Source organism: Neorhizobium sp. LjRoot104 (assembly GCF_964253725.1).
Classification (GTDB): domain Bacteria; phylum Pseudomonadota; class Alphaproteobacteria; order Rhizobiales; family Rhizobiaceae; genus Neorhizobium.
This window is the reverse complement of the sequence record NZ_CAXURS020000002.1, coordinates 1,265,282-1,277,546: the sequence shown is the minus strand read 5'-3', so window position 1 is coordinate 1,277,546 and position 12,265 is coordinate 1,265,282. Positions and strand designations below refer to the sequence as shown.

Here is a 12,265-nt window from a genome sequence, read left to right as displayed (position 1 = left end):
GCATATGAAATACGACTTTTGGAATCAAGTTTTATGTTTTAGAGCTTTTCCAAAGTAGTCTGACTATCGGGGCGCCTGTAATGAATTCGATGAACTCCAACTATTCCATCCGTGACGAGATACGGGACTTCTGGTCGGAAAGAGCCGCGACGTTCGACGAGAGCGTCGGACACGAAATCTTTTCGGAGGAAGAACGTAAAGGCTGGCAGCGCCTGATCCGCAAGCATCTGGGCGATGGCACCGGCCGCGCCGCTCTGGATCTTGCCTGCGGAACTGCGGTCATCTCGCATCTGATGAACGATGTCGGTTTCAAGGTCACCGGCCTCGACTGGTCGGATGCGATGCTGTCTCAGGCGCGCGCCAAGGCCAAGAAGCGGGGCACAGATATCCGTTTCGTGTCTGGCGATGCCGAGAATACGATGGAGCCGAAAAACAGCTACGACGTCATCACCAACCGGCATCTGGTCTGGACGCTGGTCGATCCGCCGGCCGCTTTCGCGGAATGGTTCTCTGTCCTGAAGCCGGGCGGCAAGGTGCTGATCCTTGACGGCAACATGGGCAAGGAGACCTGGGTCAAGGGTCTGCAGAAGCTCTGGTCCAAGGTGACCGGCAAGCCGGCGCGAAGCCACATGAGCCCGGCCATGGCGGCGCGCCACCAGAACATCCGTTCGCGCGTCTATTTCTCGGACGCGATGCCGGCGGAGGCGGTGGTCGATCTGTTGACTAAGGCGGGCTTCGTCAACATCGTCGTCGATCGAAAATTGTCCGACATCCATTGGGCCCAGGCCCGCAAAATGCCGTTCCTGCGTGGCTTGGAACGCATGGTGCAGGAGCGCTTCGCCATCTGCGCAATGAAACCGCAATAATCTCCCGGCATGGGGTGGCCCTTGGCGGCCACCTTTCGACCCATTGCAATATTCACAGCATTTACGGCCGCCTGACATGATTGTGACCGGGCTGTGACCGCAGGCGTTAACCTTTCACTGCTTTCCCCGAAACGCGGGGGCGGTGCGGAGTAACGCGGATCACGATCCGGTCCCATTTGGCCCCCTGGAGCGCCTCGTTCCGGGGCGCCCGCCCGACGAAATTAACCTTGTGATAACCGATTGGTTTCTGAATGGACTATCTTCTGCGCGCGGCCCTGCCGTCCGCCTCCCTTTCCATTTCCGACCATGGAGACAAGATTGTCCATCAAGCTTTTCGCCCTCGCCTCGCTTGCTCTTTCCACGCTCGCATCGCCTGTGCTGGCCCAACCGAGCCCGAGCATGGTGAAGAAGTTCGACGCCTGGGGCCTCTATTCCTACAAGGGCGATGGCGGCACGACCTGCTATGTGCTGACCACGCCCACCCAGATGCAGCCCGCCGCTGTCAATCACGGCGACAACTTTTTCCTCGTCGCGCCGAAGCCTTCCGGATCCGGCTTCTATCCCCAGGCAATCATGGGTTACGACCTTAGGGGCGGATCAAAAATGACGGTTACCGTCGATGGCCAAACCTTCGCCCTGGAGCCGAAGGGCAATTCCGGCTGGACGAAACAGGAGAGCACCGATGCAGCCCTCATCGCCGCGATGAAATCGGGAAGCAGCATGACGCTCGAAGCGGTCTCCCAGCGCGGCACGCAGACCAGCTACACATTTTCGCTTTCCGGCGTGAGCGCGGCCTTGGCCCAGGCAGGGCGTTGCGGTTGATCGGGTTTGGCTCGCTTGTCATGACGGATGTGGTATCCGTCATGACGACGGGTTAAGGGTCTACCAGGCGACGATTTTGCCCTTACGGACGTTGCTTGAAAGCTTCCAGATCGGGTCAAAAATAGCCGATCCCACCTATGGCTTTTTCGGGGCAACGCCCTAATTGACGATTGTCAAAAAGGCTGTCCCAGGTGATCGTTGTCATGTAAGACGGCAGCATAGTGCCTATCGCCGCCGAAAGCCCGATGATGAATCATTCGACTGCCGAGACAGCCTTTCTTTCCCATAGCGGCGAAATGGCCCGTCTTATTGCGGCCTTCGATTGGGCAGGAACCTCCCTCGGACCGATCGCCACCTGGCCGCAGAGCCTCCGGACGACGATTTCGCTCATGCTTCGTTCGCCGGTCCCAATCGTCACGCTGTGGAACGAAGACGGGGTGATGATCTACAACGACGCCTATTCCGATTTTGCCGGACGGCGCCATCCCGGCATCCTCGGCTCGAAGGTGCGCGACGGCTGGCCTGAAGTCGCCGACTTCAACGACCACGTCATGAAGGTCTGTTTCGCTGGCGGTACGCTTGCCTATTCCGATCAGGAGATGTTGCTCGACCGGTCCGGCGTTCCGGCCTCGGCATTTATGAATCTCTATTATTCCCCGGTCTATGACGAGGCCGGACAGCCTTTCGGCGTTGTAGCGATCGTCGTCGAGAACACGGCCAAGGTGCGGGCCGAGCGGCGGCTTCAGGGCGAGGGCGAGCGTCTGAGGCTGATGTTCGATCAGGCGCCGGGCTTCATGGCCATGGTGAGCGGGCCGGATCATGTTTTCGAAATGGCCAACGGCGCCTATATGCGCCTCGTCGGCGGCCGTGAGCTGCTCGGCCGGCCGATCCGGGACGCCTTGCCGGAAGTGACGGAGCAGGGTTTTTCCGACCTGCTGGATGAGGTTCGCAGAAGCGGCCGTCCACATCTCGGACAGGGGGTGAGCGTGATGCTGGCGCGCCAGCCCGGCCAGCCGACGGAAGAGCGCTTCGTGGATTTCGTCTATCAGCCGATCGTCGACGACGCCGGCCAGCCGACCGGCATCTTCATTCAGGGCAGCGACGTCACCGACCAGAAGAAGGCGGAGATCGCGCTTCTCAAGGAGACCCGGCATCTCGAGGTGCTGAACCGGCTCGGCGCCGAACTTTCCGCCGAACTCGACCTCGAAAAGGTGGTGCAGATGACCACCGACGCCGGCGTCGAACTGACCGGCGCGCAGTTCGGGGCCTTCTTCTACAATGTCGTCAACGACCGCGGCGAAAGCTACATGCTCTATGCACTGTCCGGCGTTCCGCGGTCGGCATTCGAAAATTTTCCGATGCCGCGCAACACGGCAGTTTTTGCGCCGACATTCAGCGGCGAGGGCGTTATCCGCTCCGACGATATCATGACGGATCCGCGCTACGGCCGGAACGAACCGTATTTCGGCATGCCGAAGGGTCATCTGCCGGTGCGCAGCTATCTGACGGTTCCGGTAATCTCCCGCTCCGGCGAAGTGCTCGGCGGCCTTTTCTTCGGTCATGCCCAGCCCGGCCAATTCCGCGAGGAGCATGAGCGGCTGGTGGTGGGGGCTGCGGGCCAGGTGGCGATCGCCATCGATAACGCGCGGCTCTTCCGTGCAGCGGAACGCGATCTTGCCGAACGCCAGCGCGCCGAGGAGGCGCTGCAGGCGTTGAACGCCAGCCTCGAACAGAAGATCGCGTCCGAGATTTCAGAACGTCTGAAGGCGGAGGAGGCGCTGCGCCAGAGCCAGAAGATGGAAGCGCTCGGCCAGCTGACGGGCGGCGTGGCGCATGACTTCAACAACCTGCTGCAGGTGATTTCCGGCAATCTTCAGCTCCTCGCCAAGGACGTCGCCGGCAACCAGCGCGCCGGCCGCCGGGTGGAGAATGCACTTGCCGGCGTGCAGCGCGGTTCCAAGCTCGCAAGTCAGTTGCTTGCCTTCGGCCGCCGCCAGCCGCTGGAGCCCAAGGTCGTCAATATCGGTCGGTTCCTCACCGGCATGGAAGAGCTGCTGCGCCGAACGCTCGGCGAGGATATCGAGGTCGAGACGATCCGTTCCGGCGGCCTTTGGAACGTGCTGGTCGATCCGACCCAGATCGAGAACGCGCTGCTCAACCTCGCGATCAATGCCCGCGACGCGATGGAAGACGGGGGCAAGCTGACGATCGAGGCGGGCAATGCTTTCCTTGACGACAATTATGTGCGCCAGCATGCGGACGTGCCGGCCGGCCAATATGTGATGCTGGCCGTGACCGATACGGGCACCGGCATGACACCGCAGGTGATGGAACAGGTGTTCGAACCGTTCTTCTCGACCAAGCCCGTCGGAAAGGGAACCGGCCTCGGCCTTTCCATGGTCTATGGCTTCGTCAAGCAGTCTGGCGGCCATATCAAGATCTACAGCGAACTCGGCCAGGGTACGACCGTCAAGATCTATTTCCCGCGCGTCCAGCGAAGCGAGGATCTCGTCACGGACGCCGATTTCGGTCCGGTGACCGGCGGCACCGAGACTATTCTGGTGGCGGAGGACGACGAGCAGGTGCGCGCCACGGTCGTCGAGCTGCTCGGCGATCTCGGTTATGCCGTGCTGAAGGCGAAAGACGCCGCGGGTGCACTGAGTATTATCGAAAGCGGCGTGCCGGTCGATCTTCTCTTTACCGACGTGGTGATGCCGGGACCGCTGAAGAGCACGGAGCTTGCCAGGCATGCCCGCGAGCGGATGCCGGATATCGCCGTGCTGTTCACCTCCGGTTATACGGAAAACTCGATCGTGCATGGTGGCCGGCTCGATCCCGGCGTCGAACTGCTCTCCAAACCCTATACCCGTGAGGCCCTGGCGCGAAAGATCCGCCACGTGTTGAACGGCCAGCAGCATCGCAACCAGGTGAGGGCGTCGTTCTCAGCCAAGCCGCCCGCCCCGCCGATCGGGCAACGGCCGGTACTGCCGCGTTATTCCGTGCTGCTGGTCGAGGACGATTTCCTGATCCGCATGAGCACGGCCGACCTCCTGGCCGAACTGGGGCATGAGGTTTCCGAAGCCTCGACGGCGGAGGAGGCAATTGGCATGATAGAGGCGCGCAGCTTTGACGTGGTGGTTACCGATCTCGGCCTGCCGGGTCTTTCCGGCGGCGAGTTCGCGCAGCAGGCGCGCAGACTATCTCCCACTGTCGGTATCGTGTTTGCGACCGGCAACGACCGCATTCCCGACGAGGCGGCAGTAGATGGCGCCGTGCTTCTGAAGAAGCCCTACGGCAGCCAGGAAATCGCAATCGTCTTCGAGAAGATTGCAGCGCAGAAGGGCTGAGAACCCGTCGCCACCCTTGTCGAGCCGGCAGCTATGTTCTCACTTTCAACTGCGGGAAGGTCGCCGGCGGGACCCCTTCGACGGCTCGGGATAAAGGATGTCGTGCCCCGATGCGATCGGGGCCCTTCACCTTGGGGATCGCCTCACCACCACTCGTAAAAATGCGATACCGGTCCGTGGCCGGTGCCGACGGTGAGGGTGTCGGCGGCGGTGATCGCGCCGGCGAGATAGGTCTTGGCGACCGTGATCGCTTCAGCCGGCGAGGCGCCCTTGGCAAGTTCCGCCGCAATCGCGCTCGAAAGCGTGCAGCCGGTGCCGTGGGTGTTGCTCGTCGCGGTGCGCTTGCCTTCAAACCAGTGGATGCCGGTGGCGTCGGCGAGCACGTCCGGGCTGTCCTCGCTTTCCAGATGGCCTCCCTTCACCAATACGGCCTTGGGGCCGATCTTCAGCAGCCGCTCGGCCTGGTCCGCCATCTGTTCGCGGGTCGTGGCGATCGCCTCGCCGAGCAGGGCGGCGGCTTCCGGCAGGTTGGGGGTGACGACGGCGGCAATCGGCATCAGCTTATAGGTAACGGCATCCACCGCATCGAGCGCCAGAAGCGGCGATCCGCCCTTGGCGATCATCACCGGATCGAGCACGATCGGCACGCTGTCCCGGTAGGGGCGCAGTATGTCGGCGACGATCCCGGCGATTTCCGCATTGGCGATCATGCCGATCTTCACCGCATCGACGCGCACGTCGAGGAAGATCGTGCGGATCTGGTTTGCGACAAAAGCGGCAGGCACCGCGTGCACTCCCGTGACCCCTTGGGTATTCTGGGCCGTCAGCGCGGTCAGCGCCGCCATGCCATAGGTGCCGCGCGCCGCGAAGGTTTTCAGGTCCGCCTGGATGCCGGCGCCGCCGGAGGGATCCGAACCGGCAATCGACAGGACGTTTTTGATGGTCATGCGCGTGCTCTCTCGATTTCCGCAGCGATCCTGCGGGCAGCGGCTTCGGGATCGGGCTGGCCGCAGATGGCGGAAACCACCGCGAGGCCCTTTGCGCCGGCGGCGAGTGCCGGGCCGGCATGTTCCGCCTTGACGCCGCCGATTGCGACAGCCGGAACCGGTGCCATGGCGGCGATGCGCCCAAGCCCGTCGAAACCGATTGGCTGCTTGTGGTCCGGCTTGGTGCTGGTCGCAAATACCGGGCCGATGCCTACATAATCGACGATCGACTGATCCACCCGCCGCGCCAGCTCCTCGGTTTCCACCGAGAGGCCGAGGATCATGCCTTGACCGACACGCTGCCGCGCCATCGCCGCGACCATGTCGCTCTGGCCGACATGCAGGCCTTCGGCACCGATCGCGACAGCCGCCTCCACGTCGTCATTGATGATGAGAGGCACGCCGGTACCGGATAGCACGGCCTTCAGCGCCCGGCCGGTTTCGACCATTTTTGCCGTATCCGCCTGTTTGTCGCGGAGCTGGACGATGGTGGCACCCCCGGCAACCGCAAGCCTTGTCGTCTCGATCATACCGATGCCGCGGCAGAGATCCGGGTCGAGGACGAGATAGACGGAAAGATCGAAAATCTTGGTCATGCCGCGACGATCCTTGCTTGGGCATCGAGCGACTCACCGGTCAGGGCAGCGAGGCGATCAAGGAAGATGGGGGAGAAGAAGCCGGGGCCCGAGGCGGTGAGGGCGGCTTCCTCGCCCGCAACGGCGAACATGGCCAATGCGGCGACCGTCGCCTCGAAGGGGTCGTCCGCGCTCGCGGCGAAGGCGCCGACAAGGCAGGTGAGCGAGCAGCCGAGCGCGGTGACGCGCGGCATCAAGGCCGAACCGCCGGAGATGCGAACCGAACGCCGGCCGTCTGTGACGAAATCCACCTCGCCGGTGACGGCAACCACACAGGTCTTCTGCTGAGCGATGGCAATGGCCGAGCCTTCGGCCGCCGTGACGCTGTCCCCGCTATCGACGCCATGGCCGCTCGACTGGCTGCCGGCCAGCGCAATGATTTCCGAGGCGTTGCCCCGTATGACCGTCGGCCGCAACTCCATGAGCTCGGAAAGTGCCGCGCGGCGGTATGCAGTGGCGTAGTGGGCGACGGGATCGAGCACCCAGGGCCTGCCTGTATCGGTTGCGGCGGTGGCGGCGGCCTTCATTCCGGCCAGGAAATCCGGTGACAGCGTTCCGATATTGATCGTCAACGCCGCGGCGATGCGGGCGAATTCGCCGGCCTCTTCCTTTGTATGAACCATGGCGGGAGAGGCGCCGGCCGCGAGCATCACGTTCGCGGCGATGTTCATCGCCACGAAATTGGTGATGTTCTGGACGAGCGGGTTTTTGGCGCGCATCGCGGTCAGCAGCTGGCCGGGGGTCTGTCCAAGGGGCATTGTCGTCTGCATGTCTGCCTCGTTCGGCGGAGCAGGCGCGGGGCGCAATGTTGAACGCCCGGGCGACTCCCTCCGCCAGCATGATCTGGTTCAGGTTCTAAGGGTGCTTCTCAGCCCGGCTTTGCCGGACGCCCCTGTCTTCACCACGGCTTACAGCAAAGACAATGCGCTTCGCCAGTGATTTTTTCTTGGAGGGGCCTTGCAGCTCTAGTCGCTAGAGGTTGTAGACAGGTGGCTCGATCCAACGGGAATGAGACGATGAACGCGACGACACAGGCACGATACAAGGTTGGCGGGATGGATTGCGCCAGCTGCGCGACGAAGATCGACACGGCGGTGCGCCGCATGCCGGGCGTCGAGGACGTGTCCGTTTCGGTCGCCTCGGGCACGATGACGGTGAAGCATGACGGCACGGGCGATTTCGTCGCGATCGAGAAGAAGGTCGTCGGGCTGGGGTATACGCTCCGGGCTTTGGGAAGAGGCAAACGCCCGGTCTCCCCCCTTGCGGGGGAGATCGGCAAGGCGCGCGATCACCATCATCATGACCATGACGGGGGGCACGATCATTCCAACCACGCGCATCACGATCACGACCACGGCTCCAGGGAAATCGAAGGCCTGCACGGCCACGATCACGAGCCGATGGATGGGCCGTGGTGGAAATCGGCCAAGGGTCGCCTGACCATCCTGGTCGGCATTGCATTGGCCGTGGCTTACGGGATCGGCCATCTCATTCCGGCCTATGACACTTATATCTTTACGGCCGCGATGTTGATCGGCCTCGTGCCGATCGCGCGCCGCGCGATCATGGCCGCATTCGCCGGCACGCCGTTTTCGATCGAGATGCTGATGACGATCGCCGCCGTTGGCGCGGTGGTCATCGATGCCTCCGAAGAGGCTGCCGCCGTGGTCTTCCTCTTTCTCATCGGCGAACTGCTGGAAGGGGTCGCGGCCGGCAAGGCGCGGCAGAGCATCCAGAGCCTGACCGCGCTGGTGCCGAAGAACGCGCTCCTTGAAGAGAACGGCCAGACCCGTGAAGTGCCGGCGGAAAACCTTGCCGTCGGCGCGATCATCCTCGTGCGTCCCGGTGACCGTATTTCGGCGGACGGCGTCATCGTCGCCGGTGAAAGCGCGATCGATGAAGCGCCGGTGACGGGCGAAAGCACGCCGGTCTCCAAGGGCGTCGATGACACGGTGTTTGCCGGTACGATTAACGGTGATGCGGCCTTGCGGGTTCGCGTGACGACCGCCGCCGAGGACAATACCATCGCCCGCGTCGTGCGGCTGGTCGAGGAGGCGCAGGAAAGCAAGGCCCCTACCGAACGCTTCATCGACCGTTTCTCGCGTTATTACACGCCGGGCGTTGTCGCGGTTGCCGCTCTGGTCGCTATCCTGCCGCCGCTTGTCGCCGGCGCGTCCTGGAGCGAGTGGGTCTACAAGGGCCTGGCGATCCTCTTGATCGGCTGCCCCTGCGCGCTGGTGATCTCGACGCCGGCGGCGATCGCCGCATCGCTGTCGTCGGGCGCCCGCCGTGGCCTGCTGATGAAGGGCGGCGCGGTGCTGGAAACGCTCGGCAAGATCACCGCAGTCGCGCTCGACAAGACCGGCACGCTGACAGCGGGTAAGCCGCAGGTGACAGACGTGATCGCCTTCGGCCGCAATGCGGAGGACGTGCTGCGTTTTTCCGCCGCGCTCGAAACCGGCTCCAGCCATCCGTTGGCCGTCGCGATCCTCGCCAAGGCTGCGGATGACGAGGTCGAGATTCCGACTGCGACGGATGCCAGGGCGCTGGGTGGCAAGGGTGTCACGGCCGTGGTCGAAGGCGAGGAGGTATTCCTCGGTTCGCCCAAGGCAGCGGCCGAACGCGTGTCGCTGCCGATGGCGCATTCGCGACGGATCACCGGTCTCAACGACGAGGGCAAGACCGTCTCGGTGCTGATTGTCGGCGGTGTGCTTGCCGGCGCCATCGCCATGCGCGACGAACCGCGCCCGGACGCCCGGGCAGGCCTCAAGGCGCTCACCGATGCCGGCATCAGGACCGTCATGCTGACCGGCGACAATGCCCGCACCGCGACTGCGATCGGCAAGGACCTCGGCATCGAGGTCCGCGCCGAGCTGATGCCGGAAGACAAGCAGAGGATCGTCGGCGAATTGAAGCGTGAAGGTTTCGTGGTCGGCAAAGTCGGCGACGGTATCAACGACGCCCCGGCGCTTGCTGCCGCCGATGTCGGAATCGCGATGGGGGGCGGCACCGATGTCGCACTGGAAACAGCCGATGCTGCAGCGCTGCATGGCCGGGTCCGCGACATCGCTGCGATGATCGGGCTGTCGAGGCGGACGATGCGCAACATCTACCAGAACATTTCGATCGCGCTCGGCCTGAAGGCGGTCTTCCTGGTGACGACGATCATCGGCGTCACGGGATTGTGGCCGGCGATCCTCGCCGATACCGGGGCAACTGTGCTGGTGACGATCAATGCCCTGAGATTGCTGCGGGTGAGGAGCTAGGCACCGGCGTGCGGCCCCGTTTTCAAGGCTCCCGGGCCAGAACCGCAAAAGCCTCGTAGGGCTTCAGCGTCAGGCTCTCGCCAAGCGCATTCACCGGCTCATAGTTCGAGATCAGGCCTTCGCCCGACATCTGCAATTCGCCCGGGAGCTCGATCGTCACGTCGCGGGCCGTGAAATTGGCCACCACCACCAGGCGCTCCTCGTCGAGCGTTCGCGAATAGACGAATACATCCGGGTGGCTGTCGAGCCAGCCCTGATAGAGCCCGTAGACGATCACCTCGTGGGTTTTCCGGAGCGCGATCAGCTTGCGGTAGTGGTTCCAGATCGACTTTTCGTCGGTCATCTCGCGTTCTGCGTTGATCGTCGGGTAATTGGGGTTTACCTCGATCCAGGGCACGCCGGTCGAGAAGCCTCCATAGGGAGCGGCGCTCCATTGCATCGGGGTGCGGGCATTGTCGCGACCGTTCTCGTTGGCGCCCTTGATGAATTCCTCGGGCGACAGCCCGGCCTCGACATGGAGGCGGTGCATGTTGAGCGTTTCGATATCGCGATACTGCTCGATCGTCGTGAACGGCATGTTGGTCATGCCGATTTCCTCGCCCTGATAGATGAAGGGCGTGCCCTTCATCAGGTGCAGCACGGTCGCCAGCATCTTGGCCGATTCCACCGGATAACCGGTTGCGTCTCCATATTTGGAGAGGGCGCGCGGCAGGTCGTGATTGCCCCAGAACAGCGAGTTCCAGCCGTCGTCGGAGAGCGCATATTGCCATTTTCCAAGCACTGATTTCAGCTTCACGAGGTCGAACGGCTTCGAGCGCCATTTGCCGTAGATCTCGTCCCATTGCTGGGTGACGTGCTCGAACTGGAAGACCATCGACAGTTCGTGGCGGTTGCGGCCGGAATAGAGGAGTGCGGAACCGGGCGTCGCGCTCCAGGTCTCGCCGACGGTGAGGATATCGCGGTTGCGGAAGGTTTCGTGGTTCATTTCCTGCAGGTAGTCGTGCAGGTGCGGGCCGTCATGGATGATCGCCTGGTCCACCTGCTTGCCGATATAATCGATGACGTCCATGCGGAAGCCGGCGATACCGCGCGCCAGCCACCAGTTCATCATCGTGTAGATTTCGGTGCGGACTTTCGGGTTTTCCCAGTTGAGATCCGGCTGGCGGGTCGAAAACAGGTGCAGGTAATATTCGCCACTCAAGGTATCGAGCGTCCAGGCCGGCCCACCGAAGGAGGACTTGAGGCCGTTGGGCGGCCCGCCGTCCTTTGCCGGTTTGCGCCAGATATAGAAGTCGCGGAACGGATTGCTTAGGCCCTTGCGGCTTTCGACGAACCACGGATGTTCGTCCGACGTGTGGTTGACGACAAGGTCGAGCACGATGCCTATGTCGCGCTTTTTCGCCTCCGCCACCAGCATGTCGAAATCGGCAAGCGTGCCGAATTCCGGGGCGATGTCCTGATAATCGGAGATGTCGTAGCCGTTGTCGTCCATCGGCGACCTGTAGATCGGCGAGAGCCAGATCACGTCGATGCCGAGTGATCTCAGATAATCGAGCTTCGAGGCGATGCCTGGGATGTCGCCGATGCCGTCGCCATTCAGGTCGCAGAAACTGCGCGGATAGACCTGGTAGACGGTGGCGGTATGCCACCACTTGCGCTCTATCGGCAGCGTGGCCTGCTGCATGACCGCTGCGAGCTGATCCTGAAAGTTGTTCATCGAAAGCCCTCCCTGCCTCTCAACCTGTTCGAACGCGAGAGTGCGGCGCGGGGTTCCTCACCCAAGGCGGCACTCTTCCGATGGAACATCGGGACTCTCCGCTGGTTAGACCAGTGGGAAACCTGAAGAAAAGGAGGCCCTTCATGAGCAGCAGACTTCCCCCGACGCCCTCTGAAAACCTAAGCCACAAAGGCTCCGGCGAACAGACCCATGCGTCCGATATCAAGCGTGGCAAACTTCAGCCGGCGAACGATCCCGGCAAGCAGGGTCAGCAGGGCAATACCAAGGTCAACACGACCCATCAGGGTCATCAGCAGGACCGTTAGGGAGTTTCATCATGTCGACATCGACCAAGACGCCTGCGAGCATCCGCCAGGGCGGCCCGGGCGCTTCCCATGAAAATGCCCCCAATGCGAAAAAGGGTGTACCGCTCGAGGTAAAGAAGCCGCCGGCCGACGACGACCAGCGCTCAAGAAGCCGCGTGTCCGGCGGCGGTGGCGAACGCCACAGCCACCACGCCCATGATGCGAAAAAGAAGGGCGGACAGGCGCATTCGGCGCATTGAGCCGCCGCATCGGGCTAGTGACGAAACGCCCTCGCGGTGGAAACGCCGGGAGGGCGTTGAG

General features: G+C 62.9%; 10 protein-coding genes and 1 riboswitch. Of the genes, 6 read left to right on the top strand and 4 right to left on the bottom strand.

What is annotated here, in order from left to right; all coding sequences use genetic code 11:
- The first annotated feature begins 80 nt into the window (after positions 1-80).
- The 3 genes from ACSQ8R_RS28115 to ACSQ8R_RS28105 all read left to right on the top strand — a co-directional run bounded on the left by ACSQ8R_RS28115 (position 81) and on the right by ACSQ8R_RS28105 (position 5,035).
- Entirely contained in the window at positions 81-866 is a 786-nt protein-coding gene (locus tag ACSQ8R_RS28115) for a class I SAM-dependent methyltransferase (RefSeq protein ID WP_436256625.1), read from the top strand.
- A 318-nt stretch (positions 867-1,184) separates the two neighbouring features.
- Positions 1,185-1,688, top strand: coding sequence for an invasion associated locus B family protein (locus ACSQ8R_RS28110; protein WP_436256624.1), 504 nt, complete (start codon positions 1,185-1,187; stop codon positions 1,686-1,688).
- 245 nt (positions 1,689-1,933) lie between these two features.
- Positions 1,934-5,035, top strand: coding sequence for a response regulator (locus ACSQ8R_RS28105; protein ID WP_436256623.1), 3,102 nt, complete (start codon positions 1,934-1,936; stop codon positions 5,033-5,035).
- A 143-nt stretch (positions 5,036-5,178) separates the two neighbouring features.
- Here ACSQ8R_RS28105 and thiD read toward each other — a convergent pair whose 3' ends face one another.
- From thiD to thiM, 3 genes are read right to left on the bottom strand one after another with little or no spacing between them, the layout of a single operon-like run.
- Positions 5,179-5,982, bottom strand: coding sequence for a bifunctional hydroxymethylpyrimidine kinase/phosphomethylpyrimidine kinase (gene thiD / locus ACSQ8R_RS28100; protein WP_436256622.1), 804 nt, complete (start codon positions 5,980-5,982; stop codon positions 5,179-5,181).
- Positions 5,979-6,617 (bottom strand): thiamine phosphate synthase, encoded by a 639-nt coding sequence (gene thiE / locus ACSQ8R_RS28095; protein WP_436256621.1) that lies wholly within the window; start codon positions 6,615-6,617, stop codon positions 5,979-5,981. The genes thiD and thiE overlap by 4 nt, the downstream gene beginning before the upstream one ends.
- Positions 6,614-7,414, bottom strand: a complete 801-nt coding sequence (gene thiM / locus ACSQ8R_RS28090) for a hydroxyethylthiazole kinase (RefSeq protein ID WP_436257298.1) — start codon at positions 7,412-7,414, stop codon at positions 6,614-6,616. The genes thiE and thiM overlap by 4 nt, the downstream gene beginning before the upstream one ends.
- A 50-nt stretch (positions 7,415-7,464) precedes the next feature.
- A riboswitch (TPP riboswitch) is annotated at positions 7,465-7,560 on the bottom strand.
- Between the two features lie 112 nt (positions 7,561-7,672).
- On the opposite strand from thiM, the gene ACSQ8R_RS28085 reads away from it, so the two are divergent.
- Positions 7,673-9,922: a heavy metal translocating P-type ATPase gene (locus ACSQ8R_RS28085; RefSeq protein WP_436256620.1), complete on the top strand. Its 2,250-nt coding sequence runs from the start codon at positions 7,673-7,675 to the stop codon at positions 9,920-9,922.
- Between the two features lie 22 nt (positions 9,923-9,944).
- Here ACSQ8R_RS28085 and ACSQ8R_RS28080 read toward each other — a convergent pair whose 3' ends face one another.
- The gene (locus ACSQ8R_RS28080; RefSeq protein ID WP_436256619.1) at positions 9,945-11,639 is read right to left on the bottom strand and encodes a glycoside hydrolase family 13 protein; all 1,695 of its coding nucleotides are present in this window, start codon (positions 11,637-11,639) and stop codon (positions 9,945-9,947) included.
- A gap of 143 nt (positions 11,640-11,782) precedes the next feature.
- Here ACSQ8R_RS28080 and ACSQ8R_RS28075 point away from each other — a divergent pair, with 143 nt between their 5' ends.
- A complete protein-coding gene (locus tag ACSQ8R_RS28075; RefSeq protein WP_345928358.1) occupies positions 11,783-11,965 on the top strand; it encodes a hypothetical protein in 183 nt (60 codons plus the stop codon).
- Between the two features lie 11 nt (positions 11,966-11,976).
- On the top strand, positions 11,977-12,204 hold the full coding sequence (locus tag ACSQ8R_RS28070; protein WP_436256618.1) for a hypothetical protein: 228 nt from the start codon (positions 11,977-11,979) through the stop codon (positions 12,202-12,204).
- Positions 12,205-12,265 lie beyond the last annotated feature (61 nt).